This window comes from Bacillus sp. GW821-FHT01G09, from assembly GCF_059422205.1.
In genome coordinates this window covers 86,529-112,494 of the sequence record NZ_JBWKWL010000004.1, presented here as the reverse complement: position 1 = coordinate 112,494, position 25,966 = coordinate 86,529, and the positions used below count along the sequence as shown (strand labels likewise).

Sequence of the window (25,966 nt, the reverse complement as noted above, 5' to 3'; positions counted from 1 at the left end):
AGGAAGGGTGCTGCCGCATGGCAAATGTATTAATGATCGGTTTCCCCGGTGAAGGGCATATTAATCCCTCTATCGGTGTGATGAAGGAGCTGAAATCTCGGGGAGAAAACATTACGTACTACGCAGTGAAGGAATATAAAGAAAAAATCACAGCTCTTGATATAGAGTTTCGTGAGTATCATGATTTCAGGGGAGATTACTTCGGGAAAAACGCAACCGGTGATGAAGAAAGAGACTTTACTGAAATGATCTGCGCTTTTTTGAAAAGCTGTAAAGATATTGCGACTCATATTTATGAGGAAGTCAAACATGAATCGTATGATTATGTCATATATGATCACCATCTTCTCGCGGGTAAAGTCATCGCCAACCTGCTGAAGCTGCCAAGATTTTCATTGTGTACAACCTTTGCGATGAATGAGGAATTTGCGAAGGAAATGATGGGAGCGTACATGAAAGGATCACTTGAAGATTCGCCTCATTATGAATCATACCAGCAGCTTGCAGAAACTTTAAATGCTGATTTTCAAGCAGAGATCAAGAAGCCATTTGATGTTTTTTTAGCTGATGGTGACTTGACAATCATCTTTACATCAAGGGGATTTCAGCCACTGGCTGAGCAATTTGGCGAGCGATATGTATTTGTCGGTCCTTCCATTACAGAAAGAGCCGGAAACAATGATTTCCCATTTGATCAGATTGACAATGAAAACGTGCTGTTTATTTCAATGGGAACCATTTTTAATAATCAAAAGCAGTTTTTTAATCAATGCCTTGAAGTGTGTAAGGACTTTGACGGTAAAGTTGTGCTTTCCATCGGCAAGCATATTAAAACAAGTGAGTTAAACGACATTCCGGAGAATTTCATTGTACGCCCGTATGTCCCTCAGCTTGAGATCTTGAAAAGAGCCAGCTTATTTGTGACCCACGGCGGAATGAACAGCACAAGTGAAGGTTTGTATTTTGAAACCCCGCTCGTTGTCATTCCGATGGGAGGCGACCAATTTGTTGTCGCAGATCAGGTAGAAAAAGTCGGCGCAGGAAAAGTAATTAAAAAGGAAGAATTGTCTGAAAGCCTACTGAAAGATACGATACAAGAAGTAATGAATAATCGTTCGTATGCTGAAAAGGCAAAAGAAATTGGACAATCACTGAAAGCGGCAGGCGGCTCTAAAAAAGCAGCCGACAGCATTCTTGAAGCTGTAAAACAAAAAACTCAATCAGCAAATGCATAGTGTAAAAGCCTGTTCTTATCGAAAGAACAGGCTTTTTGCCATTTCATAAGAATGCAGAGGAAGGGATTTGACACGCCGATAGAGAATTGATTAGAAAAATAGACAAGAAAGGAGGAGAAACTGCTTCGTTCATCAATAGAAAACCATCATTTTTACCCTCGCTTAAATAGTTCCTTAGACTTTCGAAAAACATATCGTGCTTATGTAAAATGTTAGATGTTTATTTGAAGGTTTAAAGGTCGAACGATGCTGAAAATGCTGCGCCAAATGTTTGAAAAGGGTTTAACTTGCTGAAAAATTGACGATAAAACAGTTGTGTGCCATTTTTGGAAACAAAATACTAGCTGTTTTTGCAAAAAAACAGTTTAGGAGGTTGAATGAATGAAAAAGAAGATTGTAGCCGGCTTGGCTGTTTCTGCAGTTGTTGGGTCGTCGATGGCCGCAGCACCCGTGGAAGCAAAAACGATAAAAGTAAAAAGCGGTGACTCTCTTTGGAAACTTTCCCGCCAGTATGATACGACAATATCAGCTCTGAAATCCGAAAACAAATTGAAATCAACGGTGCTTTATGTCGGACAAAGTCTTAAGGTTCCTGAAAGCAGCAAAAAAAGCACGACATCCCCATCTAATTCAAGCAAAACATCAACATACACAGTTGCATATGGTGATTCCCTATGGATGATTGCTAAAAATCATAAAATGAGTGTTTCTGAGCTTAAAAGCTTAAACAGCCTGAGCAGTGACCTGATTCGTCCGGGGCAAAAGCTTAAGATCAAAGGGACAAGCAGTTCAAGTGGATCAAATGGATCAAAGAAAAACAGCGGTTCCAATTCTTCAGGTTCTTCAAAAAGTACATATACGGTCAAGCTTGGTGACTCACTGTGGAAAATCGCAAACAGCTTAAATATGACTGTAGCCGAATTAAAAACCTTAAATGGCTTAACATCAGATACACTTTATCCTAAACAGGTACTCAAAATAAAAGGAAGCAGTTCACCGAAGAGCGGAAACAGCGGTTCCAAAAAGCCGTCAAACTCCAATCCCTCAAAAACAACGACGTACAAGGTAAAAGCAGGCGATTCGCTGTGGAAAATTGCAAATCGGCTCGGAGTCACTGTCCAAAGCATCCGTGATAAAAACAATTTATCATCGGATGTGTTGCAAATCGGGCAGGTTCTGACTATTTCGGGAGCATCAAAATCTAATCCTTCAAATCCGACAAAGCCAACAAAGCCAACAAAGCCAAAAGATAACTCAGGGTCAAACATTCAAATAGGTTCGAAGATTGACAGAATGATAACGGAAGCGAAAAAATATGTCGGAGTGCCTTACCGATGGGGCGGAAACACGCCTGCCGGTTTTGATTGCAGCGGCTTCATTTATTACCTCATTAATAATGTATCATCTATATCAAGATTGAGTACGGCAGGATATTGGAATGTCATGCAGAAAGTCAGCCAGCCGTCAGTAGGAGACTTTGTCTTCTTTACCACATATAAATCCGGCCCGTCTCACATGGGGATTTATCTAGGCGGCGGTGATTTTATTCATGCAAGCTCATCGGGCGTCGACATTTCCAATCTCAGCAATTCGTATTGGAAACAGCGGTACTTGGGCGCAAGAAGTTATTTTTAAAAATGAGTATGACAAAAAGCCTTTTATAGGCTTTTTTGTTTATACCAGACAATGATTGACCACACTGTTAGAAAAAACAAGGGGGAGACAGTATGTACCGTCTCTTGCTGTTGATGATGCTGACGGCACTGGGAGTTGCCGGATGCGGACAAAAAAAACCTCCAGACCCTCCTAACCGGGTGCCGGAAAAAAAAGTGGTTGAAACGTCAGTGTTTGGTCATCATGTCCAGTTGGTCAATCGTGAAGGGAAAGCAGTCGGTTTTATAGAGATCAAAGAATCAGATGATGAAGGCCTCGATATCCATATTTCCGCAAACAGCCTGCGTCCAGGTGCTTCTCTCGGTTTTCATATTTATGAGAAAGGTTCTTGTGTCAGGCCGGATTTTGAATCAGCGGGCGGTCCCTTTAATCCACTGAACAAAGAACACGGCTTCAACAATCCGATGGGGCATCATGCCGGAGATCTGCCTAACCTTGAAGTCGGTGCTGATGGAAAGGTAGATGTCATTATGAATGCGCCTGACACTTCACTGAAAAAAGGAAGTAAACTAAATATTCTCGACGAGGACGGAAGTGCATTTATTATTCATGAACAAGCCGACGATTATCTGACAAACCCAAGCGGCAATTCCGGTGCGCGTATTGTCTGCGGAGCCCTTTTGGGAAATAACGAGAAGCAGTAATATCATCCAAGCCCTTTTGTATTGAGCATACAGGGGCTTTTTTAGTATACTCGTTAAGGAATATGAATAGGAAAGGGAATCTGTCTATGACAACACAACTACAGCACTTAACATTGCCGGAAGATATACAACAAAAGCTTTTATCATATAAAGAGCAGCCTATTTCCCCAGAGTTTCAATCGCTTATAGGAACATCAGGCTATGAGGCGGAGGATGAAGCCATTTTATTTGACGCCATTATTGCATTAGCCATGGGGAAAAATGTCCTGCTGAAAGGGCCTACAGGTTCAGGAAAAACAAAGTTGGCAGAAACATTGTCCAGCTATTTTCATAAACCGATGCACAGCGTCAACTGTTCAGTCGACTTGGACGCTGAGGCATTGGTCGGTTATAAAACGATTGAAAATCAATCTGGCCAGGCAACAATCGAGTTTGTTTCAGGACCTGTTACAAAGGCAATGAAGGAAGGCCATTTTCTTTATATAGATGAAATCAATATGGCGAAGCCGGAAACACTGCCTATTTTAAACGGTGTATTAGATTACAGAAAAATGATGACAAATCCGTTTACAGGCGAGGTCATTCGGGCTAAAGGCGGTTTCGGAGTCATTGCAGCCATCAATGAAGGTTATGTCGGAACTGTTCCTCTGAATGAAGCGTTGAAAAACCGTTTTGTCATCATTGATGTGCCTTATATTAAAGGCGAGCTGCTGAAACAAGTGCTCATGTCTCAGTCAGCCTTGAAAGACGAGAAATTGATTGACAGATTTATCACGCTTTCCTCTGACTTGATCGTTCAGGCCAATAACGGACAGGTGTCTGAAGAAGCGGCATCCATCAGAGCTTTAATCGATACATGTGATTTAGCTGCTTATATTCCGCCGCGTCGTGCTATTGAGCGGGGAATTGTAGAAAAGCTTGATGATGATCGGGAAAAAGCGGCCGTCCGAAATATTGCAGAAACTCTGTTTGAATGAGGGGGCTGCGATGAAATTTATCAAATTTAACGACAGCACAATTGATTCATTTTTATTTATGATGCTGACTGATTTGGCCAAAACACTCACCAAGAGTGAAGCGGTAGAAGTGGAGTATGGCGTTCAGTCCTATTACAATCCATTTGAAAAGAAAATCTATATGAGCCACTTTTGGAAAGACAGGGCAGCTGAGGACATGGAAGCGGGTCTGAAAAGCGACGTCTACCTGCGTTCAGTCGGAACAAGATATAGCTCGCTGCATGAGTTTGCGAACTTTTTGAATGATATCCATCGCCATCTTACGTTTAAAAGTTTTGCCAAGCAGCTCTTTATGCTGCTTGAAGACATTAGAATCGAAGAACGCATCAAACATGAGCGTCCGGGTACGAAACATGTATTTGCGAAGCGAAAAGACATGTACAGAAAACATTTCTCAACCCAGCTGACCTTAAATTTGGAACGAAGCATTTTTACCGATGCGCTCTTTTGCGCGATCTATGTCAAGCTCACAGCGGAATCGCCGCTTGAGACCCTTCCGTCCATGCGTGAAGATATCGATCTGATGCGCCCGTTTATTGAGCAGCAGCTCTTGCGTGTGTATGAAGCAGATTCGACACGGCAGGTTCTGAAAATTGTTGAGGACCTCATGGATGGGCTTGAAGAGGTGCTCGATAAAGACATGTTGAACACCTACTTCTTTTTGCCTGAGCTTGACTACGCAAAAGCTGCAGAACAGCCGTTATTTGAAGAAGAGAAAAAAGCGCCGAAGCTGAGTGATGACATCACGCTTCCAAAACAATCAGACGGTGATGAGGATATCCATGAAGAAGAAATGCCGACATGGCACAGGGAAACAGAAGCACCGTCCAAAAGCTTCCTTCAATTTGATATTGAACACGGCGCAAAATCAGATTTAGGAAAAGATGCTTCAAGGGAAGGCGACGATGGAGATCAGGCCCTTGGCTCTGTTCAAGGATCAGCCAGACAAACGAAACGGAAAGACTATTCCAAGCTGGAAGCGCTGGAGTCCCAAAAAGACCAGCCGAACGGAGCGGGTATGGCTGACGGCAAAGAAAATAAATATGCATTTCCAATTTATAAAGAACCGCAGCCGGCAACCAGTGAAGAAGAGCTTTCTTATAAACAGCAGGCAAAAACGATTGAATCGTATCAAAAGCGTTTGAAACAAATGATTCAAAAAACGCTTGAACATAAAAAAACATTGCCGAGAACAGACCTTCATGCCGGGAGACTGAACAATAAGCTTCTTCGCTACTTCACTGAGCGAAATCCGCGCCTGTTCTACAAAAAGCAAGAACCATCTTCAGAAATCGACGCAGTTTTTACATTGCTGGTCGATTGTTCAGCCAGCATGTTCGACAAAATGGACGAAACAAAACGAGGAATCGTGCTGTTTCACGAAGCGTTGAAATCGGTAGCGGTTCCGCATCAGATTGTCGGGTTCTGGGAGGACACAAATGATGCAACCGAAACAAGCCAGCCAAACTATTTCAATACGGTTATTCTCTTCCAATCATCATTAAGACAAGAGTCTGGACCGGCCATTATGCAGCTTGAGCCAGAAGAAGATAACCGTGACGGGTACGCAATTAGGCAGATGACGAAAAAAATGCTGCATCGCAGCGAGGCGCAAAAGTTCTTAATTGTTTTCTCAGATGGAGAGCCGGCCGCATTTGGCTACGAACAAAATGGGATCGTCGATACAAGTGAGGCGGTTATCGAAGCCCGAAAAAGAGGAATAGAAGTGATAAATGTTTTTCTCTCCAACTCAGAAATAGAAGAATCGCAAATGAAGACGATCCAGGATATGTACGGAAAATTCAGTATATTTGTCCCGGATGTTGATCAGTTACCGGATGTTCTGTATCCGCTGCTGAAAAAACTGCTTCATAAAAGCATAGGGTAGCCCTTAATCCTATGCTTTTTGGCGTTTGTTTTTTCGAATGATTAAATTTTTTGTTTTTTATAAAGGTTTTTTACTATTTTGTGAACAATCAAGGTAGAATCAAATTGCAAACAGTGGTAAAATATCGTTGGAAGCGTTTTTATTACATAATTTTGGACACAGCGTTCGAAAGTTATTTCAAGATAGTGAATCAATCACTTGATTATCTAAGTTGGGGGTAATATTCAAATGTTTCAAAATAGTATGAAACAACGAATGAATTGGGAAGATTTTTACGGTCCGAACCTCGGCTATGCGCTGGAGCTTTACGATCAATATACCCAGGATCCGGACAGCATTGACCCGGATTTGAAGGAAATGTTCGACGAGCTCGGTGCTCCGCCAAGCGATATAAAAGAGGCCTCGGGAACAAAAGAAAAGGGACGTGTTACAGCCGATCTGATTCAAAAGATCGCATCCGCAGTCAGACTTGCAGAAGATATCCGAACCTATGGCCATTTGAACGCTTCCGTCAATCCGCTCAGAAAGGATGGGAAAAAGAGCGAACTTTTTCCATTATCCGATTACGGGCTAACAGAAGAGGAAATAAAAGCAATACCTGCGTCTGTCATCTGCAAAGACGCTCCTAAAAACATTACGAACGGTTTAGAAGCCATTCAGTATTTACGAAATACGTATAAAAGAACCATCTCTTTTGAATTTGACCATGTGCATGACTTCAAAGAGCGCGAGTGGCTGACAAGAAAGATTGAATCTGGCGAGCTGTTCCAGAAGAACTCAGCTGAAAAACTGTCGGCTGTGCTGGAAAGACTGACTGAAGTAGAGGGCTTCGAGCAGTTTTTGCACCGCACATTCGTCGGGCAGAAGCGCTTTTCCATTGAGGGTCTGGACGCTCTTGTTCCAGTGCTTGATGACATTATTGCACAATCTGTCAAATCAGGTACGACAAGTGTCAACATCGGGATGGCGCACAGGGGACGCCTGAATGTCTTGGCACATGTGCTCGGCAAACCGTATGAAATCATCTTCTCTGAATTCCAGCATGCGCCGAACAAAGATCTTGTCCCGTCTGAGGGATCAATTGGAATCAGCTACGGATGGACAGGGGATGTCAAATACCATTTGGGGGCGAATCGGGAGCTTCAAGACGCTGAAACAAAATCAGCGCGCATTACGTTAGCGAACAACCCGAGCCACTTGGAATTTATCAATCCGATTGTTGAAGGCAGCACAAGAGCGGCACAGGAAACGCGAACACAAAGCGGATACCCGGTACAAGATGAAACAAAATCGCTGGCCATTTTAATCCATGGAGACGCTGCATTCCCTGGGGAAGGAATTGTAGCTGAAACATTGAATTTAAGCTCTTTAAAAGGGTATCAAGTAGGCGGTGCGATTCATATTATCGCCAATAACATGATCGGATTCACAACAGAAAGCGCTGAATCCAGATCGACAAAATATGCCAGCGACCTGGCCAAAGGTTATGAAATTCCGATTGTTCACGTGAATGCGGACGATCCTGAAGCTTGTCTTTCAGCTGTTAAGTTTGCGGTCGAATACCGAAAAACATTCAACAAGGATTTTCTGATTGATTTGATCGGGTACAGACGCTATGGACACAACGAAATGGATGAACCGTCAACCACTCAGCCAATGCTGTATGATGCTGTCAGAAAGCATCCGACCGTCAAACAAATTTTCGCTGAAAAGCTGGTAAAAGAAGGCGTACTTACCGAGGAAGTCGTTCAAAACATCGAAAAATCGGTAACGAAGCGCATTGAAGATGCATATCAGAAAGTTCCGTCTAAAAAGGAACACACTGCCTGTGAAATTGAACTTCCAGAGCCTGTATCAAACGGTTTCCCAGATGTGGACACTTCGATTGATTTTGATGTGCTCCGCAAGCTGAATGGCGAATTGATCAACTGGCCGGAGTCATTTAATGTTTTCGGCAAGCTAAAGCGCATTTTAGAAAGACGCGCCAAGGCGTTCGATGATGACAGAAAAGTGGAATGGTCTTTGGCAGAATCACTCGCGTTTGCTTCAATTTTGAAAGACGGAACACCGATTCGTTTAACAGGACAGGATTCCGAGCGCGGAACGTTCGCCCAAAGAAACCTTGTGCTTCATGACAGTGAGACGGGCGAAGAATTTGTGCCGCTTCATCACTTATCTGACTGCAGCACATCATTTGCTGTTCATAACAGCCCTCTGTCTGAAGGATCGGTTCTCGGTTTTGAATACGGCTATAACGTGCATTCACCGGAAACGCTTGTTTTGTGGGAAGCGCAGTACGGAGATTTTGCCAACGCTGCTCAAGTGTATTTTGACCAATTTATTTCTGCCGGACGCGCGAAATGGGGCCAAAAATCCGGATTAGTCATGCTGCTTCCGCACGGTTACGAGGGACAGGGGCCTGAGCACTCAAGCGGAAGAATCGAGCGATTCCTGCAGCTTGCAGCAGAAAACAACTGGACGGTTGCCAACCTGACAAGCGCGGCACAGTATTTCCATATTTTAAGAAGACAGGCTAAAATGCTGCTTCGTGAAGAAATCAGACCGCTCGTCATTATGACGCCGAAGAGCCTTCTTCGCAACCCAAATACGGTGTCGGAAGTGCAGGAGCTCAGCGAAAGCCGCTTCCAGCCTGTTTATGAACAGTCGGGACTTTCTCATGACTATGAAAAAGTAACCAGACTTGTATTATCCAGCGGTAAAGTGTCTATAGACATCAGTGATCATTTTAATAAGTTAGTAGACGGTAAAGAGTGGCTTCACATTGCGAGAATTGAACAGCTGTATCCATTCCCGGCAAAAGGAGTCAAAGAGTTATTTGCAAAACTTCCGAACCTGAAAGAAATCGTTTGGGTGCAGGAAGAGCCGCAGAACATGGGGGCTTGGGGTTATATCAGCCCGTATTTGACAGAGATTGCACCAGAGGGAGTAAGCGTTCAATATATTGGACGCAGAAGACGATCCAGCCCTGCAGAGGGAGATCCGACAGTTCATAAAAAAGAACAGGAACGTATTGTATCTGATAGCTTGACTCGCAAAAACTAAGGGGGAAATGAAAAAATGGCGGAAATTAAGGTACCTGAATTAGCAGAATCAATCTCAGAAGGAACAATAGCCCAATGGTTAAAGCAGCCTGGTGACTATGTAGAACAGGGTGAATATCTGCTTGAACTAGAAACGGATAAAGTGAATGTTGAATTGACAGCAGAAGAATCGGGTGTACTTCAAGAGGTATTGAAAGATTCGGGTGATACCGTCCAGGTCGGAGAAATTATCGGTACGATTTCAGAAGGCGCGGGTGAAAGTTCTGCCCCTGCTCCTACAGAGAAAGCAGAAAGCAAGGAAAGCGTGAAAGAAGAGAAACAGGCTGAACCAGCTGCACAAGAGGTGAGCGAGGAAACACAATCTGAAGCAAAATCAAGAACGATCGCTTCTCCGTCGGCCCGTAAGCTGGCGAGAGAAAAAGGAATTGACCTGTCTCAAGTTCCAACTGGAGATCCGCTTGGAAGAGTGCGCAAGCAGGATGTCGAAGCGTACGAAAAACCGGCATCAAAACCGGCTCCTCAGCAAAAACAGCAGCCTCAGGCTCAAAAAGCACAGCAAAGCTTTGACAAACCTGTTGAAGTGCAAAAAATGTCACGCCGCAGACAAACGATTGCAAAACGCCTTGTAGAGGTACAGCAAACATCAGCGATGCTGACCACATTTAATGAAGTGGACATGACGGCTGTCATGAATCTCAGAAAACGCCGCAAAGATCAATTCTTTGAGCAAAATGAAGTGAAGCTCGGCTTTATGTCTTTCTTCACGAAAGCGGTCGTGGCTGCATTGAAAAAATATCCGCTGTTGAATGCAGAAATTCAAGGCGATGAGTTGATCGTTAAGAAATTCTATGATATCGGTATCGCTGTTGCTGCTGATGAAGGCCTTGTCGTACCGGTAGTACGAGATGCGGACCGCCTGACATTTGCAGGAATCGAAAAAGAGATCGGCGAGCTTGCGAAAAAAGCAAGAAACAATAAATTAACCCTTAGCGAGCTTCAGGGAGGTTCCTTCACGATTACCAACGGAGGGACTTTCGGTTCACTGATGTCAACTCCGATCTTAAACAGCCCTCAAGTCGGTATACTGGGCATGCATAAGATTCAGCTGCGCCCAGTAGCAATTGATGAAGAGCGTTTCGAAAACCGTCCGATGATGTATCTCGCTTTATCTTATGATCACCGGATTGTAGACGGTAAAGAAGCGGTTGGCTTCCTCGTGACAATCAAAAATTTACTGGAAGATCCTGAACAGCTTTTATTAGAAGGATAATAAAAAAGGGTACATCACGATAAAGTGATGTACCTTTTTTGATGCATATTTAAAGTGATAGATTGCTGCTTTTGGATCCAGCTTGTTTCTTTTTCACTTTTTTTGACCAATATGTTGCAAGCATAGAACCTGAAAGGTTATGCCACACACTGAATATTGCGCTTGGTACGGCCGATAGCGGTGAGAAATGAGCCGTGGCAAGTGCAGCCCCAAGCCCGGAGTTTTGCATGCCGACTTCGATTGCAATCGCTTTTTGAGACGGGTAATCCATTTTTAAAAGCTTTGCACAAAAAAAACCAAGTAAATAACCGATACCGTTATGCAGGATAACAACTGAAAAAATGAGCAACCCCGATTGAAGCAGATTTTCCCGATTGCCGCTGACGACAGCTGAGACAATCGCAACGATGCCAATGACAGAAACAAGCGGAAGGGCATGTACGGCTTTTGCCACTTGTTTTCTGAAAAACATTTTGACAATCAGACCTGCAATGATCGGAAATAAAACCGCCTGTAAGATTGAGATAAACAAAGACCCCGGCGAGACAGGAAGCCATTCTTTGGCAAACAGCATAATCAACAACGGTGTTACAACAGGTGCCAATAAGGTAGAAATTGTCGTAACCGCAACAGAAAGGGCAGTATTTCCTTTTGCTAAGAATGTCATAACATTAGATGCAGTTCCCCCGGGACAGCAGCCGACAAGAATAACACCAACTGCGATTTCAGCTGGAAGATGAAGCCCAAATGCGAGGCCGAAAGCAACGAACGGCATGATCGTATACTGAGCTATTACTCCAATAATAACTTGCCAAGGCTTTCTGACCAGCTCTTTGAAATCATCGGTTTGCAGTGTAAGGCCCATCCCAAACATGATAATGCCAAGAAAAATCGTAATATAAGAACTGATCCACGTAAATAAAGATGGGAAAGAAAATCCCAGCACTGCAAAAACAATGACCCATATGCCAAAGGTTTGTCCTGCAAAATGACTTATTTTTCTAATGATGTCCATAAAAACACTCCTAACACACTTATCAAGAACTTCAGCAGAAATTCTTACAAATTTCATAACATTCTCTTATTATAAATAATTTTCTGAATAATTCAATATTAGTTTTTGGCAGATGTCTATAGATATATGATGTAAACTAATCAAAATGTTCTTGACTATATAGGAAGATATTCTTACAATGAACCTTTATAATGGTTAGATCAAATAGGAGTGATACGGTGAAGGAAGCAAATCAATGGTCTTCGAAGCTTGGCTTTATTTTAGCCGCGGCAGGATCAGCTATCGGGCTTGGTGCGATATGGAAATTCCCATATGTTGCCGGAACCAGCGGCGGAGGCGCATTTTTACTTATTTTTATTTTATTTACGGTTTTAATCGGACTGCCTTTATTGTTAGGTGAATTCATCATAGGCAGAAGAACACAGAAAGATGCCGTTCAGTCCTATAAAACACTTGCTCCAGGAACGAAGTGGCATTGGATCGGTTATTTAGGCATGGTGACGTGCTTTATTCTTCTATCTTTCTACAGTGTCGTAGGCGGATGGATTTTAATTTATATTATAAAAGGCTTCACTGGCGGTTTATCGCAGACATCTGGTTTTGATACGATATTTGCAAGTACCATTTCAAATCCTTATTTGGCTGTAGGAGGCCAGCTGCTCTTTATGGTGGTAACAATTTTAGTTGTTGCAAAAGGGGTAAGCAGCGGAATTGAAAAAGCAAGCCAAGTATTAATGCCGGCGCTTTTTCTATTATTCATCATTTTAATGGTGCGTTCGGTTACACTTGATGGCGCGATGGAAGGAATCAAATTTTTCCTGATGCCTGATTTAACTGCAATTGATGCCAATACCATTTTATATGCAATGGGACAATCCTTTTTCTTATTAAGTGTCGGTGTATCTGTCATGGTAACGTATAGCGCTTATTTAGAGAAACAGGAAAATCTGGTACAGTCCGCTGTATCTGTAACTGTTATGAACATGCTTGTTGCTGTAATGGCCGGAATTGCGATTTTTCCAGCTGTCTTTTCATTCGGCCTCAAACCAGACCAAGGCCCGGTTCTGTTATTTAACGTGCTGCCGACTGTGTTTAATCAAATGCCGTTCGGAATTATCTTTTTATTAGCATTTTTACTTCTATTTTTATTTGCTGCATTGACATCTGCTTTTTCAATGCTGGAAATTTTGGTCGCAGTACTTTCGAAAGGCGATGTCAATAAGAGAAAACGATTCGCTTGGTTAGGCGGAATTGCTATTTTTATTGTCGGTGTGCCGTCTGCATTATCATACGGTGTCTTAAGTGACGTCTCTATATTTCATCTGTCTATTTTTGATGCGGCCGACTATCTTGTGAGCAATATTTTAATGCCGTTAGGTGCGTTACTGATTTCGATTTTTGTCCCGCTAAAAATACCGAAACAGGATTTGTTTGACGAGCTGAAAAGCGGTTCCAATCTCAAACGAAAGTGGTTTGCGGTTTGGCTGCTGCTCATTCGATATCTATCTCCTGTTGCCATCATCATCGTGTTTTTGCATGTGATAGGGATTTTTTAAAACACGAAGCCCCCGGGGAAAGGGGGCTTTTTTTAATAGAGCTTCCAAACGACTTCTTTTGCCTGCTCAAAACGTTTTTCTGCCTCGCGCCAATCCACGACATTCCACCAGTGATCGACATAGCTGGCCCGGTCATTTTTGTATTGCAAATAGTAGGCATGCTCCCATACGTCAAGCGGTAAAAGGGGGATTACATCCCATTGGCTGAAGAGCTGGTGTTTTTCTGCCGTTAAAATCTCCAGCCGTCCTGATCGAGGTGCCCAGACCAGAATGGCCCAGCCGACGCCTTCCACTTTTTTAGCGGCTTGGGTAAAATGTTCTTTAAAAGCGGAATAGCTTCCAAATGAAAGGTCTATCATTTGGAACAATGCTCCTGTAGGACGCCGCTTTCCGTTTGGATGCATAGAAAACCAAAAAATACTGTGCAAATAATGGCCTGCTCCATGGAACGCAAGCTCTCTTTCCCAATGAGTGATTAAGTCATAATTCTTTGTTGCTCTCGCTTTTTTAAGCTCTGATTCTGCTTTGTTCAGGCCATCGACATAGCTTTGATGATGTTTTGTATGATGAAGGACCATAATATCGCGTGAAATATAAGGTTCTAAGGCGGAGTATTTGTAAGGAAGCTTTGGCAGCACGTGTTTCCCTATAGGGACATAAGCGCGTCTTTCACTTGTATCATCTGATTCTGTAATATCCCGATAAAGGGCAGCGGCCTGTTTATACCAATCTTCTTCTGTTGTTTGGTCATCTTCCAGAGCCTCAATCATCTTGTCGATTTGATCTTCAAACTGGTCAAGCTGACCTCGCTTTTGAATCTGATCTTTCAGGGCTTCACACCAATTGAACATCTCCGTTTGATAAGATTCACGTTTCATTTGCTGTCTCCTTTTCAATAGAATCTAAATACTTTCCGACAGCCAGCAAAGAGAACACATATGGATAACTGTGATAGCGAATATAAAATTGCTTCGGCAATCCGATCCCTGCTGGATACGCAAGGCTATCGAAGCTATGCGAATTGCTGTCGGTAAGGTATTGCATGCCTTTCACAACTGACGGGTGTTCGGAATTTTCATATGTGAGCAAAGCGTCTAAAGCCCAGGCCGTTTGTACAATGGTTCCTCTATGAAGCGGTACATATGTTTTGATTTCGGCGCTTTTGCAGGATTCTCCCCAGCTTCCGTCATCATTTTGTATGGATTTGAGCCAACGCAGAGCCTTTTGTATACCGGGATGCTTTCGGTCAACCCCGCATGCATGCATACCAGTAAGAGCAGCCCAAGTGCCGTAAATGTAGCAAACACCCCATCTGCCGTACCAAGACCCATTTTGTTCCTGATGTTCGAAAAGCCACTTCACTGCGCGTCGAATATGTTGATGTTTTTCTGTGAAGCCAACTTTCTCGCCTAAAAAGTGCAGTACACGTCCGGTGAGGTCGGCGGTTGAAGGGTCAACTGCAGCGTCCTCGGCGGATTCAAGCGGCAGAAGACGGATCAGTGGGTGGTTCACGTTTTTTTCGAAAGCAGAAAATCCGCCGTCATTGTTTTGCATCGATAAAAGCCAAGATACCCCTCGCTCCCATGCTGCAGGAGAATGATTGCGGGGAATCGCCTTTAAAACGGCTGCAGTGTCGTCACAGTCAGGGTTATTTGTATTAATGTTTGAAAACCCCCAGCCGCCAGGAACTGAATTTGGATTTTTGACAGACCAATCTGCTATTTTGGTATGCTGGCGTTCTAGCAAAAAGTCGGCTGCTTTTGTAACAGAGCCATCCGTTTCGGTCACACCATTTTTTTGAAGGGCATAGCTGATTAGAGCTGTATCCCAAACAGTTGAAGTAGAGTTTTCCAGATAAGGAATCCCGTTGCATTTAGTCACCAGTGATTTAATGCCGGTAATCGCCCTCCTGATAACAGGAGAATAGCGTGACACACCAAGTGACAGAAGGCTGTAAACCATATATATAGTTGCGCTCGCATAGCTGTATAATGTTCCATCTTTTTCAATCCGGTCCAGCATATACGTTTTAGCTGTCTGTAGGCCCAGCTGCTGAAAAGCAAATGGTGCATGAAAAACGCGTTTCCAATGTGACAAAATAGACGTGAGATCTCTTTCTTCGAAAGCATCAGACCGAAGCCAAGTGAAAGGATTTTTTGTCATGTGCGGATCGAGATGGCGAAGAGATGAAATATTGCGGTTAATAAGGACAAATCGCTGATTGAGTGTTACAGCCATAGGAGCAAAATGAATACGGGCATATGAGCTGAACTGATAGAAATGAATCGGCAATGTTGGGGGGAGCGCCATGAGTGATAATGGTAAATACAAAGCAGGCCAAGGATAAAGCCCGTTCGCGGCAAGCATCCATTTTGTCATAAAATGAACATGTCTCAAACCGCCATGTGAGATGATAAATTGTTCAGCTTTCTTCATGTGCGGCTCAGATCTGTGAAAACATCCTGAAGCCAGCATCCCGACATATCCTTGGACGGTAGCCGTTAGATTTCCGCGCGTTTCATCGGGATAGTTGATAAATGTGCCGTCTGGCTGCTGTTTTGCATGAATGCCGGCTGCAAGGGATGATATCAGTTCTTTTTCATTTTCGCCTTCATCTAGTGAGGTAAGGAGCAAAATAAAAAAGGAATTTGTCATGATTGGTCCTTCAAAGCAAAATGTCCATGAACCATCAGCATTTTGCCTGTCTCTTAACTCGGTAATGGTTTTCTTTTGAAAACGCCTCACTTTCTCCTGAAGTGTGCCCATCACGCTCAACTCCTTCAGAAGCATATATATTCAGCGTCTTTTACTGCCATTACAGAAAGAAAAAAACTGCTGGCAGGCAGCAGTTTTTTAAACATACATGTTAGTCTTCAAGGTTTATCCATACACTTTTGACTTCTGTGTAATTATCCAAGGCATATGATCCCATTTCTCGTCCGAGTCCTGACTGTTTATAACCGCCAAATGGAGACGCCGCGTCAAACACATTATAGCAGTTGACCCAAACGGTTCCGGCTTGAAGTCGGTCCGCGATATAGTGAGCCTGCTTGACGTTCTCTGTCCATAGTCCGGCTGCAAGCCCATATTCTGAATGGTTTGCCCGTTCAATAACTTCATCGACTGTTTCGTACGGAATTGCAGTCAGCACGGGTCCGAAAATTTCTTCTTTTGCGATGGTCATTTCGTCTTCAACATTCGCAAACACAGTCGGTGCGACAAAATATCCTGCTTCAAAAGGACAGCTTCCGCCGGTCACTGCTTTTGCTCCTTCATCTTTTCCTTTTTGAATATAGGAAAGAACGCGCTCATGCTGTTCCTTGCTTACGAGAGGCCCGATTTGAGTATCTTTATGAAGTCCCGCTCCTTGGCGGAGTGACTCAGCATAGGATGCCATTTCATCAACAACTTCATCATATTGGTCTTTATGAATGAAGACACGTGAGCCCGCACAGCAGACTTGGCCCTGGTTAAACATCACACCGTTTAAAGCGCCCGGGATGGCTTTTTTCAAATTCGCATCCGGCAGAAGAATATTAGGCGATTTTCCGCCCAGCTCCAATGTAACACGCTTAATGCTTTTCGCTGCGGTGGACATGATTTTCTTTCCGATTTCAGTGGAACCGGTAAAGGCAATTTTATCAATCGCTTCGTGGTTCGTCAGCGCTTCTCCCGCATCTTCACCGAATCCTGGGATGATGTTGATTACACCGGCAGGGAAACCGGCTTGGTCAATTAATTCTGCCAAATAAAGAGCTGAAAGCGGTGTTTGTTCAGCCGGTTTGAGGACGATTGTACAGCCTGTTGCAAGTGCCGCACCCATTTTCCACATCGCCATCAGGAGCGGGAAATTCCATGGAATGATCTGGCCGACGACACCGACAGGCTCATGACGCGTATAATTAAAATAAGCGCCGGAAACCGGAATCGTCTGTCCTGTTATTTTTGTACACCAGCCGGCGTAATAGCGCATATGCTCAATAGCCAGCGGAATATCTCCATTAGTCGTTTCATTGATCGGTTTCCCATTATCAAGTGTTTCAAGCTGAGCAAGCTCAGTTTTATGCTCTTCCATTAAGTCTGCCAGCTTATACATCAGTCTGCTTCTCGAAGCTGGAGACATTGTTCTCCATTCACCTTGGTCAAAGGCTTTCCGGGCAGCTTTAACCGCTTTGTCCACATCCGCAGCCTGGGCTTCATACAGCGTCATCAAGGTTTCGCCGGTCGCCGGGTTTGGAGTGTCAAAGGTTGCCCCTGAGGCACTCGGAACAAACTTTCCGTCAATATAAAGCTTCTTTGTTCCCTGTAAAAATGTCTCCAGCCTTTTCGTCACTTGCATCGTTAAAGAACTCATCCGTAACAAACCTCCAGTCATTTTTTATGGTCTGTTCTGAGATTCTTGGTGATAGACATTGATTCCTGGATTGAATAGCAGAAATAAGCTGTGATAGTTGCTTCAAACGTAAGCGTATACAAATATTCTATAATAGAAATCAAGGCAAAATCAATGAATAACCGATATTGCAATTTACAAAAGAAAAAAGCTACAATAAGCTTATAGATAAGAAAAGGAGATTTCATCATGATTCATAAAAATTGGCTTGAAAAAGAAACAATTAAAAAAGTAAAGTGTGTGCAGACAAACGCAAAAAAATATATCGTAAACCGCGTTTTAACGCCGGGAAAAGAATATGAAGTAAAAAATGAAACAGAGGAGTTTCTCTTTGTGGTCGACAATACGAACAAAGTCGGCGGCTATTATAAAGAATACTTCGAAGAGATGTAATGCTTCCTTGAAGCATCAAACAGATTTTGTTAAAAGCAGTCGATACATAAAACCGCAGCTCAGCTGCGGTTTTTTTGTGGTTAAAACAGGAAATATAAAACAAAATTAAAAAAATCATTAAAAACCACTTTTTTATAAAAACATTGCTGAATATTGAAACTTTTTTCTCTATCTGTGCGTATTACTTGATGACAACAGCTTAAAAGCCAAAAAACAAATCAAAAATTTGAAAAATGTAATCTGTTCGTAATGGTTTAAATGTCTTCTATGTCGTATTCTTATATAGGGATAAAGGACTTATTTTTATGTAGTGAATGATAAAACAAATAGATAAATGCAGAAAGAGGGGTTCTTCATTGGGTATTTTTTCTGTTAGCAGATCAACGGACGCAAAGAAGCTTGAGGCTTTGCTCGTTGAAGGGGAAAGAATAGAATCGATTTATAAGCTCCGAGTGGACCAAATTTGCTTTACAAATAAGCGGATCATTTTCTTTGACAATAAAATGTTTTCCAAAAAGAAGGTTCGTGTATTTCTTCCATATAAAACAATTGAAAGCTTTGCCATCCAAGAAGCGGGAATGTTTGATCCGGACACTGGGCTTTTATTGATGACAAGAAGCAAAACGTTCGAATTAGAATTTGCGAAAGACACCGATTTAAGCGAGGTTCAGGCGGTGCTGACAAAGCATTTGTGCAGCTGAATATTTGATGAGCCAGCCGTTCAAAAAATGGTTAGGCTTTTTTTTATATATAAAAATAAGAACAGGGCATGTGCACCCTGTTCTTATTACACCACACTGTTTTTCGCTGAGTTCGAATCAACAAGATCTGCATCTAATACATTTGAAATCGGTACGACAAGAGGAGTAAAGTCGCCATTTTCTTCTCCAAACCCTTGATTTATTTTAGCTGATAAAAAGTAATCGACCTGCTGATACGGACCGAGTGTTAAAGAGGAACCACGGTCCATCGTATTGATTTTAAATCCGCCGACATTCACGACGGAGGGAGAAAAGAACATCTCATCACTTCCTTTTGATTGAGGAGTTAACCGCTTCACTTTCAAAAGAGGCCGGAGAATCAATTTGGTCTCTGTCATCCACATGGCTTCTCGTGCCCATAAATCCGCTCGCATCTCCAAAATTCTGTCCGTAGCCTTGATTTTTTTTATCTGAATTTTGCCATTCTGCCAATAAATTTTGTCCTACGTTAACCGCTGAAGCATTTTCAAAGGAATTAATTTTCAGCATGAAAATATTAATATTGATATACGGAGTTGGTTGAACCACAGGCAAACCTCCTTTCTATAGTTGTATGCTGGCGGTTATAAAGTATGTTAAGACAGGGGGCTTCAAATGGATTTCGAAAAGATGAAGCAGTGGATGGAATTCGCACAGCAGATGTACGGCGGTGACTTTTGGAAACAGGTATTTGATGAAGACCAAAAAACCCCTTTTATGACAAATGGCCAATCTCCGTTTCCGTTTGCGCAGCAAGATCAGCGAGGGAAAGGAGATGCTTCATTTCCGAGCATGGATATTGTAGATACCGTTGCGGAAGTGCAGTTTTTAATTTATCTTCCAGGCTATCGTAAACAAGACGTTCACATATTATCGTACGGAGATTATTTAGTGGTGAAGGGGCAGCGCTTTTCCTATTTTAATGAACAGGACTTTCGCCAAAAAGAAGGGAAATACGGAAGTTTTGAAAAGAAAATTCCGCTTTCCGACCATCTTCATGGAAAGATGAATGCCATTTTTAAAGACGGAATCCTATACATCACCATTCAAAAAGACGAAGGTCAAGCGAAAACCATTGTTATTGATGATTGATTTTCATACTGAGTGCATCTGCCCCATCACGGTCATCAATTGATTCAATCGGAATGACCATGACAATAACATCTGCATTTTGTTCCCCAAAACCGTTATTTCTTTTGATAGCAGAGCACCTGTTCCTTAACTCCGCAGAACCAAAGGTAAGGGATGAGCCGGTGCCTATCGAGTTAGTCTTGAGATGAGAAATATTGATGTTAGTCGGAAGCATGAAAACCTCTCCTTTCTATGGGATATACCTCATTATATATGTAGACGAAAGAGGAGTATGCAAAGGGTCGTGATGTCATGAAAAAAATGTTCCGGTCGCTGATCAGGCATTGCTTGAAACCAGAACTTGACAAACTGCGTGAATGTGAAGAAAGACTTTCAGTGCTTGAGAAACAGAAACAAAGCAGCAAACAGGAGTCTGAAGAAACCTATATACATATTGAAACGCTGAATGTCGAAAAAATTGACTATCATCTTGAATTCGGCGAGCTGACCATTGATGAACTGAGCGGCAGATTAAATATAGGCGCAACCTATTATATACCGCCAGAAGAGAAGAACAAAAAGTGCCAACGAAAACCCGAAGCACCATCGACGCCAGCGGTCACGATCCGTTCAAAAAGGCAGTAGCTCATCTTTCCATCGATGTTCCCATGTTTGACAGAAGGCAAAACGGGAAACAGGATAGAAAGGAGAGGATATACATGGCACTGACAAAAGAACAAACACAGCATCTCTATCATAAATTGCTCGATATGCAAAAAGAATTGTCTGGCGAGAAAAAGGAAACAGAATCAATGACGGAAGAAGTGGGGGAGCTTTCCAATGGGGTTGACAACCATATGGCAGATCACGGGACGCTCGTCACAGACCGGATGACAGACCAAACAGTGAAAGAGATTGACCGGGAGCTGTTAGAGGAGGTCAACCGTGCATTACAAAAGATGAAAGAAGGAACTTATGGCGTGTGTGAAAAAACCGGCCAAGAGATTCCTTACGAAAGACTTGAAGCTGTTCCTTATGCAAGAATGACAGTTGAGGCCCAAGCTGATGTGGAGGATGATCTGGAGACAGATGCTCCTTCTTATGAAAGAGAGTTTCATGAACAGGTAAAAGACTTATCCAACAAAGAAACAATTGATCAAAAAAGCTCGCAGACGTATGAAATCTTGGATCGTGAACAAGATTCGAAGTAAAAATGCCAAGCAAGTACACCGATATTAGATGTACTTGCTTTTTTTTGAAAAAAAATCTCATATTCAAAATAAAGTGATTGACTTTGCGTAAAAAAGAAAGTAACATACTATTTGTAAGTAAATATAAAAAGTTTACCGGGAGGAATACAAATGTCTACAGTTTTATTTGTAAAATCAAGCGACCGTACAGCTGAAGAAGGCGTTTCAACTAAACTTTACGAAGCTTTCTTAGCTGCTTATAAAGAAAACAACCCTAATGATGAAGTGGTTGAATTAGATCTTCATAAGGAAAACCTTCCTTACCTTGGCAGAGATATGATTAACGGAACATTTAAAGCAGGTCAAGGAATGGAAATGACAGAAGATGAGAAAAAACAAGCAGCAATTGCTGACAAATATCTGAACCAGTTTGTAAAAGCTGACAAAGTTGTTTTCGCATTCCCGCTTTGGAACTTCACAGTGCCAGCAGTGCTTCATACTTATGTTGATTATCTGTCTCGCGCAGGCGTTACATTCAAATACACACAAGAAGGACCAGTCGGTTTAATGGGCGGCAAAAAAGTTGCGCTTCTTAACGCTCGCGGCGGTGTCTACTCAGAAGGACCAATGGCTGCACTTGAAATGTCATTAAACTTCATGAAAACAGTTCTTGGTTTCTGGGGTGTTCAAGACTTGCACACAGTTGTCATCGAAGGACATAACGCAGCACCTGATCAAGCGCAAGAAATCGTTGAAAAAGGTTTACAAGAAGCAAAAGATCTTGCTGCAAAATTCTAATAAAGCCAAGACTCCTATCGTTACAAATAGGAGTCTTTTTGTATATACACATTAATATAGAAGAAAATAATCATTCACTTTTAGCGAAAAAGGCTGTTTTTTTTATTGTAATATATTTTTTGTTTGTCGAATTGTCAGGTATTTTGGAGAAAAAGCAGTTTTATTCACTGGAAAAAGTTTTTCTAAACAATTGTTCTGACCTCTTGATTAAAACCGCCTGATGGTGTACTATATTAAAGAAGCTACTTTGTGCGTATTGTTAATTAAGTTTTAACCTTTAAGCTGTAATAGGGAGTTTTATATCGAAGCCGGAATGTCATGCCTCCATTGCAGAGGACGACAGGAACGTTTCTGCAAACACCCACTTTGAGGAGTGGTGGTTTAAAACTTTCTTACTTGCATACGGCAAGACGTAGCGAAAGCCATTTCCTTTTCGGAAATGGCTTTTTATTTTATCTAAAAAGGTTTGGTATAGTGAATATTCCATTTTTGTGTGAAAGAAATGAAGGCCGCTTTTTTATGATATGATGGGAGAAATTCAAGGAAAAGCGAGGTTTACACGTTATGTTACATAGAGCCCAATCCCTTCTGGCTCATTATTTTGGTTATGAGAAGTTTCGGAGCGGCCAAGATGAAGCGATCCGCTTGGTGATGGAAGCGAGGCAAAATACGGCCTGCATTATGCCGACGGGAGGCGGCAAATCGATTTGCTATCAAATTCCGGCATTAATGTTTGAAGGGACGACGATCGTCATATCACCGTTGATTTCCTTGATGAAGGATCAAGTTGATGCGTTAGAAGAAGCGGGGATTAACGCCGCCTACATTAACAGCACACAATCCAATCAGGAAATATATGAGAGGCTGAACGGACTCAAAGAAGGGGCTTATAAGCTTTTTTACATTACACCAGAGCGACTAACGTCCACAGAATTTATCCGGATTTTGCAGGGCATAGATGTTCCTTTGGTCGCAATAGACGAGGCGCACTGTATTTCTCAATGGGGCCATGATTTCAGGCCAAGCTACAGGAATATTGAAATCTTGTTCCGTGAATTACACGACAAGCCTGTCATCATGGCGTTAACAGCAACAGCCACACCCGAGGTTCATGATGATATTTGCAAACAGCTGCATATTCAAAAAGAAAACACGGTATATACCGGATTTTCCCGAGAGAATTTAACCTTTAAAGTAGTAAAAGGAGAAAATAAAGATCGGTTTATAGACGAATATGTGCAAAACAACAGGCATGAAGCAGGAATTGTCTATACAGCGACCAGAAAAGAAGCTGATCGGATATATGAGAGATTGAAACGAAACCATGTCAGGGCAGGCCGGTATCATGGAGGTATGGCTGATGATGAGAGAAAAGAGCAGCAGGAAAGGTTTCTTAATGATGAGCTTCAAGTGATGGTGGCAACCTCTGCTTTTGGAATGGGTATTGATAAATCAAATATCAGATTTGTTCTGCATGCACAAATTCCGAAAGATATGGAAAGCTATTATCAAGAGGCAGGACGAGCTGGACGGGACGGTCTTGCCAGTGAATGTGTTCTCCTGTTTTCACCGCAGGATATTATGGTGCAGCGCTTCTTAATTGAGCAATCAGAACATGAAGAGAAACAAAAGCAGGATTTAAAAAAACTGAGACAAATGGTCGACTACTGTCATACGGAAGATTGTCTGCAGCGTTTTATCCTTATGTATTTCGGAGAAAAGGAGCCTGATGCGTGCGGACAGTGCGGAAACTGTACCGATACAAGAGCGGCCCATGACGTGACGCGGGAGGCGCAAATGGTCTTATCCTGTATCATTCGCATGAAAGAACGGTTTGGCAAGACGATGGTTGCCCAGGTGCTTGCCGGCTCCAAAAATAAAAAAGTTCTTGAAAATGGCTTTTCAGACCTTTCAACATACGGGATATTAAAACACCAATCCGTTGGCGAAATCAGTGATTTTATCGAATTTCTTATTTCTGACGACTTCATCAGGATGTCAGACGGAACGTTTCCGACTCTTTTTGTCAGCAGTAAAGGAAGGAATGTGCTGAAAGGAGAATTATCAGTAGCGAGAAAAGAAGCGTTAAAAGCGGCAGCGATTACTGAAAATGACGAGCTATTTGAACGATTGCGCATGGTTCGGAAAGAAATTGCGGCTGAGCAGGGTGTTCCGCCATTTGTTGTTTTCTCTGACCAAACGTTAAAAGAAATGTCAGGAAAACAGCCCGTAAATGATGATGAACTTTTGTCTATAAAAGGAGTCGGAGAACAAAAAAGAGCAAAATACGGCCGGCTTTTTTTACAAGAAATACAAGCTTATGCAAGGATGACAGACTAAAAAAACAGAAAAACAATCTTTTTTTCTATAAAAAACACATTTTATTTTCTCTGTTTTGCCTCAAAATAAAAAGACCTGCGAAGCCTATTATATCAAGGGTTCAGCAAGTCTTTCCATCAGAGAGAAATCCTTCATGTAAAGGAACTGTAATCTAAATCATATCTTTTTGTTATTGATTTGACATTTACGTGTGTTACGATATCACCTGTTAGCCGCCAATAAAAAGCTAACAAGGGAGGATTTACTTATGAAGAAGACGATTATGTCCTTTGTGGCAGTTGCTGCACTTTCAACAACTGCATTCGGAGCTCACGCTTCTGCAAAAGAAATTACGGTGCAAAAGGGTGATACGCTCTGGGGAATCTCTCAGAAAAATGGAGTGAACCTAAAGGACTTAAAAGAATGGAACAAGTTAACTTCTGATAAAATCATTGCAGGAGAAAAACTGACCATTTCTTCAGAAGAAACAACCACGACTGGGCAATATACAATTAAAGCGGGAGATACGCTTTCTAAGATTGCTCAAAAATTCGGCACGACAGTCAACAACCTGAAAGTTTGGAATAACTTAAGCTCTGACATGATCTATGCTGGATCAACTCTTTCAGTAAAAGGTCAGGCAACAGCAGCAAACACAGCTACTGAGAATGCGCAAACAAACGCACCTCAAGCTGCGCCAAAACAAGAGGCTGTGCAAAAAGAGCAACCTAAACAAGAAGCTGTACAACAGCAACCTAAACAAGAAACAAAGGCTGAGGCAGAAACTTCTGTTAACACAGAGGAGAAGGCTGTTCAATCAAATACAAATAATCAAGAAGCTTCAAAAGAACTAACAGTTACTGCTACTGCTTACACTGCTAACGACGGCGGCATTTCCGGCGTTACAGCTACAGGCATTGACTTAAATAAGAACCCGAATGCGAAAGTTATTGCGGTTGATCCTAATGTAATTCCGCTAGGTTCTAAAGTCTATGTTGAAGGCTACGGGGAAGCAACAGCAGCAGACACTGGCGGCGCTATTAAAGGAAATAAAATCGACGTATTTGTACCAAGTAAAAGTGATGCTTCTAATTGGGGCGTCAAAACTGTAAGTGTTAAAGTCTTAAACTAATAATATAGATTGTGATAAAAGACATGAGCTTTTGGCTTGTGTCTTTTTTTGTTCTGCTTAGAGCTGTTTATATCATATGCTGATAAAAGAAAGTGGTCCCGTTTTTCTCTTTATGTGCGATTCAGGGGCTCTCGGGTTAAATGATTGATTCCACATTACAGAGACATTCGGCATCATGACATTTATAGCTGGTTGTTAATATCTTTGATCAGCGAAACGAGCTGGTGTTTTTGGCAGATAATAAGCAGTTGGATGTAGCAGATACCATTTACGGAACGGAATCGGATTGATTTCAGACGGTTTTTTATTGTGATATTAGGCTCTTGCAGTTGGGCATGGCAGCTTCGGGAGCGAAGTGGCACAACTTTGTCATACTGAAAATACAAAATAATCAATATCAGAAATTCTGCTGATGTGCAATGGCCGACCATTTTAACAGGGATATCATTCAATCCAGTCTTTTATTGGGCTGTTAACCAAGCAATCGTTCAGCGGGTATAGGAGCGAGGATATGGATCAATTTAATTCTGGTTGCGGCGAGGTTCTCAAACGGGAATTTCAGGTTAACAA

General features: G+C 42.3%; 23 protein-coding genes and 1 other RNA gene. 17 read left to right on the top strand and 7 right to left on the bottom strand.

Going from position 1 to position 25,966, the window contains the following annotated elements; genetic code table 11:
* The first annotated feature begins 17 nt into the window (after positions 1 to 17).
* The 7 genes from AC07VD_RS13975 (at position 18) to odhB (ending at position 10,789) form a co-directional block, all read left to right on the top strand.
* A complete protein-coding gene (locus tag AC07VD_RS13975) occupies positions 18 to 1,235 on the top strand; it encodes a macrolide family glycosyltransferase (RefSeq protein WP_124058273.1) in 1,218 nt (405 codons plus the stop codon).
* Between the two features lie 381 nt (positions 1,236 to 1,616).
* Positions 1,617 to 2,870 carry a D-gamma-glutamyl-meso-diaminopimelic acid endopeptidase CwlS gene (cwlS, locus tag AC07VD_RS13970; protein WP_124058272.1) on the top strand — a complete coding sequence of 418 codons (1,254 nt, stop codon included), beginning with the start codon at positions 1,617 to 1,619 and terminating at the stop codon, positions 2,868 to 2,870.
* A gap of 92 nt (positions 2,871 to 2,962) precedes the next feature.
* A complete protein-coding gene (locus AC07VD_RS13965) occupies positions 2,963 to 3,553 on the top strand; it encodes a superoxide dismutase family protein (protein ID WP_124058270.1) in 591 nt (196 codons plus the stop codon).
* Between the two features lie 62 nt (positions 3,554 to 3,615).
* The gene (locus tag AC07VD_RS13960) at positions 3,616 to 4,530 is read left to right on the top strand and encodes an AAA family ATPase (RefSeq protein ID WP_076458024.1); all 915 of its coding nucleotides are present in this window, start codon (positions 3,616 to 3,618) and stop codon (positions 4,528 to 4,530) included.
* 10 nt (positions 4,531 to 4,540) lie between these two features.
* Positions 4,541 to 6,457, top strand: a complete 1,917-nt coding sequence (locus AC07VD_RS13955; RefSeq protein ID WP_494721835.1) for a vWA domain-containing protein — start codon at positions 4,541 to 4,543, stop codon at positions 6,455 to 6,457.
* 228 nt (positions 6,458 to 6,685) lie between these two features.
* Positions 6,686 to 9,520, top strand: a complete 2,835-nt coding sequence (gene sucA, locus AC07VD_RS13950) for a 2-oxoglutarate dehydrogenase E1 component (protein ID WP_494721836.1) — start codon at positions 6,686 to 6,688, stop codon at positions 9,518 to 9,520.
* Positions 9,521 to 9,535: 15 nt separating this feature from the next.
* On the top strand, positions 9,536 to 10,789 hold the full coding sequence (odhB, locus tag AC07VD_RS13945; RefSeq protein WP_130572473.1) for a 2-oxoglutarate dehydrogenase complex dihydrolipoyllysine-residue succinyltransferase: 1,254 nt from the start codon (positions 9,536 to 9,538) through the stop codon (positions 10,787 to 10,789).
* 49 nt (positions 10,790 to 10,838) lie between these two features.
* Here odhB and AC07VD_RS13940 read toward each other — a convergent pair whose 3' ends face one another.
* The gene (locus tag AC07VD_RS13940; RefSeq protein ID WP_494721837.1) at positions 10,839 to 11,804 is read right to left on the bottom strand and encodes a bile acid:sodium symporter family transporter; all 966 of its coding nucleotides are present in this window, start codon (positions 11,802 to 11,804) and stop codon (positions 10,839 to 10,841) included.
* 218 nt (positions 11,805 to 12,022) lie between these two features.
* Between AC07VD_RS13940 and AC07VD_RS13935 the strand changes: the two genes are divergently transcribed.
* Entirely contained in the window at positions 12,023 to 13,360 is a 1,338-nt protein-coding gene (locus AC07VD_RS13935; RefSeq protein ID WP_017697160.1) for a sodium-dependent transporter, read from the top strand.
* A 32-nt stretch (positions 13,361 to 13,392) separates the two neighbouring features.
* Here AC07VD_RS13935 and AC07VD_RS13930 read toward each other — a convergent pair whose 3' ends face one another.
* The 3 genes from AC07VD_RS13930 to dhaS form a co-directional block, all read right to left on the bottom strand.
* On the bottom strand, positions 13,393 to 14,238 hold the full coding sequence (locus tag AC07VD_RS13930) for a superoxide dismutase (protein ID WP_015251901.1): 846 nt from the start codon (positions 14,236 to 14,238) through the stop codon (positions 13,393 to 13,395).
* Complete coding sequence (gene sqhC, locus AC07VD_RS13925; RefSeq protein WP_494721838.1) at positions 14,228 to 16,126, bottom strand: sporulenol synthase; 1,899 nt, start codon at positions 16,124 to 16,126, stop codon at positions 14,228 to 14,230. Before sqhC ends, AC07VD_RS13930 begins: the two co-directional genes overlap by 11 nt.
* A 100-nt stretch (positions 16,127 to 16,226) precedes the next feature.
* On the bottom strand, positions 16,227 to 17,714 hold the full coding sequence (dhaS, locus tag AC07VD_RS13920; RefSeq protein WP_153256127.1) for an aldehyde dehydrogenase DhaS: 1,488 nt from the start codon (positions 17,712 to 17,714) through the stop codon (positions 16,227 to 16,229).
* 228 nt (positions 17,715 to 17,942) lie between these two features.
* Between dhaS and AC07VD_RS13915 the strand changes: the two genes are divergently transcribed.
* Positions 17,943 to 18,146: a DUF6501 family protein gene (locus tag AC07VD_RS13915; protein ID WP_003231245.1), complete on the top strand. Its 204-nt coding sequence runs from the start codon at positions 17,943 to 17,945 to the stop codon at positions 18,144 to 18,146.
* A gap of 356 nt (positions 18,147 to 18,502) precedes the next feature.
* The gene (locus tag AC07VD_RS13910) at positions 18,503 to 18,847 is read left to right on the top strand and encodes a PH domain-containing protein (protein WP_003220141.1); all 345 of its coding nucleotides are present in this window, start codon (positions 18,503 to 18,505) and stop codon (positions 18,845 to 18,847) included.
* Between the two features lie 86 nt (positions 18,848 to 18,933).
* On the opposite strand, the gene AC07VD_RS13905 is transcribed toward AC07VD_RS13910, so the two are convergent.
* Both AC07VD_RS13905 and AC07VD_RS13900 read right to left on the bottom strand, forming a co-directional pair.
* Complete coding sequence (locus AC07VD_RS13905) at positions 18,934 to 19,167, bottom strand: hypothetical protein (RefSeq protein ID WP_003231251.1); 234 nt, start codon at positions 19,165 to 19,167, stop codon at positions 18,934 to 18,936.
* A gap of 4 nt (positions 19,168 to 19,171) precedes the next feature.
* Positions 19,172 to 19,435 (bottom strand): hypothetical protein, encoded by a 264-nt coding sequence (locus AC07VD_RS13900; protein WP_004399338.1) that lies wholly within the window; start codon positions 19,433 to 19,435, stop codon positions 19,172 to 19,174.
* 66 nt (positions 19,436 to 19,501) lie between these two features.
* Here AC07VD_RS13900 and yocM point away from each other — a divergent pair, with 66 nt between their 5' ends.
* Positions 19,502 to 19,978, top strand: a complete 477-nt coding sequence (yocM, locus tag AC07VD_RS13895) for a salt stress-responsive protein YocM (protein WP_003231255.1) — start codon at positions 19,502 to 19,504, stop codon at positions 19,976 to 19,978.
* Here the strand turns inward: yocM and AC07VD_RS13890 are convergent.
* A complete protein-coding gene (locus AC07VD_RS13890; RefSeq protein ID WP_015383862.1) occupies positions 19,965 to 20,192 on the bottom strand; it encodes a hypothetical protein in 228 nt (75 codons plus the stop codon). The two genes, yocM and AC07VD_RS13890, sit on opposite strands and share 14 nt — an antisense overlap.
* Before the next feature lie 77 nt (positions 20,193 to 20,269).
* On the opposite strand from AC07VD_RS13890, the gene AC07VD_RS13885 reads away from it, so the two are divergent.
* From AC07VD_RS13885 to AC07VD_RS13860, 6 genes are all read left to right on the top strand, one after another.
* Positions 20,270 to 20,602 (top strand): hypothetical protein, encoded by a 333-nt coding sequence (locus tag AC07VD_RS13885; RefSeq protein ID WP_024573296.1) that lies wholly within the window; start codon positions 20,270 to 20,272, stop codon positions 20,600 to 20,602.
* Between the two features lie 74 nt (positions 20,603 to 20,676).
* Positions 20,677 to 21,168 (top strand): TraR/DksA family transcriptional regulator, encoded by a 492-nt coding sequence (locus tag AC07VD_RS13880; protein ID WP_494721839.1) that lies wholly within the window; start codon positions 20,677 to 20,679, stop codon positions 21,166 to 21,168.
* Positions 21,169 to 21,318: 150 nt separating this feature from the next.
* Positions 21,319 to 21,945: an FMN-dependent NADH-azoreductase AzoJ gene (gene azoJ / locus AC07VD_RS13875; RefSeq protein ID WP_003231260.1), complete on the top strand. Its 627-nt coding sequence runs from the start codon at positions 21,319 to 21,321 to the stop codon at positions 21,943 to 21,945.
* Between the two features lie 236 nt (positions 21,946 to 22,181).
* Positions 22,182 to 22,368: non-coding RNA, 6S RNA (ssrS, locus tag AC07VD_RS13870), on the top strand.
* 141 nt (positions 22,369 to 22,509) lie between these two features.
* Complete coding sequence (gene recQ / locus AC07VD_RS13865; RefSeq protein WP_494721840.1) at positions 22,510 to 24,285, top strand: DNA helicase RecQ; 1,776 nt, start codon at positions 22,510 to 22,512, stop codon at positions 24,283 to 24,285.
* A 247-nt stretch (positions 24,286 to 24,532) separates the two neighbouring features.
* Complete coding sequence (locus AC07VD_RS13860; protein ID WP_003231267.1) at positions 24,533 to 25,396, top strand: LysM peptidoglycan-binding and 3D domain-containing protein; 864 nt, start codon at positions 24,533 to 24,535, stop codon at positions 25,394 to 25,396.
* Positions 25,397 to 25,966: the final 570 nt, after the last annotated feature.

Coding starts and splice junctions, on each gene's coding strand:
- dhaS (WP_153256127.1), bottom strand. CDS start 17,714: ATGAGTTCTTTAACGATGCAAGTGACGAAAAGGCTGGAGACATTTTTA.
- sqhC (WP_494721838.1), bottom strand. CDS start 16,126: ATGGGCACACTTCAGGAGAAAGTGAGGCGTTTTCAAAAGAAAACCATT.
- AC07VD_RS13930 (WP_015251901.1), bottom strand. CDS start 14,238: ATGAAACGTGAATCTTATCAAACGGAGATGTTCAATTGGTGTGAAGCC.
- cwlS (WP_124058272.1), top strand. CDS start 1,617: ATGAAAAAGAAGATTGTAGCCGGCTTGGCTGTTTCTGCAGTTGTTGGG.
- AC07VD_RS13940 (WP_494721837.1), bottom strand. CDS start 11,804: ATGGACATCATTAGAAAAATAAGTCATTTTGCAGGACAAACCTTTGGC.
- AC07VD_RS13905 (WP_003231251.1), bottom strand. CDS start 19,167: ATGTTCTTTTCTCCCTCCGTCGTGAATGTCGGCGGATTTAAAATCAAT.
- odhB (WP_130572473.1), top strand. CDS start 9,536: ATGGCGGAAATTAAGGTACCTGAATTAGCAGAATCAATCTCAGAAGGA.
- AC07VD_RS13890 (WP_015383862.1), bottom strand. CDS start 20,192: ATGCTTCCGACTAACATCAATATTTCTCATCTCAAGACTAACTCGATA.
- recQ (WP_494721840.1), top strand. CDS start 22,510: ATGTTACATAGAGCCCAATCCCTTCTGGCTCATTATTTTGGTTATGAG.
- AC07VD_RS13975 (WP_124058273.1), top strand. CDS start 18: ATGGCAAATGTATTAATGATCGGTTTCCCCGGTGAAGGGCATATTAAT.
- AC07VD_RS13860 (WP_003231267.1), top strand. CDS start 24,533: ATGAAGAAGACGATTATGTCCTTTGTGGCAGTTGCTGCACTTTCAACA.
- yocM (WP_003231255.1), top strand. CDS start 19,502: ATGGATTTCGAAAAGATGAAGCAGTGGATGGAATTCGCACAGCAGATG.
- AC07VD_RS13885 (WP_024573296.1), top strand. CDS start 20,270: ATGAAAAAAATGTTCCGGTCGCTGATCAGGCATTGCTTGAAACCAGAA.
- AC07VD_RS13965 (WP_124058270.1), top strand. CDS start 2,963: ATGTACCGTCTCTTGCTGTTGATGATGCTGACGGCACTGGGAGTTGCC.
- AC07VD_RS13960 (WP_076458024.1), top strand. CDS start 3,616: ATGAATAGGAAAGGGAATCTGTCTATGACAACACAACTACAGCACTTA.
- AC07VD_RS13955 (WP_494721835.1), top strand. CDS start 4,541: ATGAAATTTATCAAATTTAACGACAGCACAATTGATTCATTTTTATTT.
- azoJ (WP_003231260.1), top strand. CDS start 21,319: ATGTCTACAGTTTTATTTGTAAAATCAAGCGACCGTACAGCTGAAGAA.
- AC07VD_RS13915 (WP_003231245.1), top strand. CDS start 17,943: ATGATTCATAAAAATTGGCTTGAAAAAGAAACAATTAAAAAAGTAAAG.
- sucA (WP_494721836.1), top strand. CDS start 6,686: ATGTTTCAAAATAGTATGAAACAACGAATGAATTGGGAAGATTTTTAC.
- AC07VD_RS13880 (WP_494721839.1), top strand. CDS start 20,677: ATGGCACTGACAAAAGAACAAACACAGCATCTCTATCATAAATTGCTC.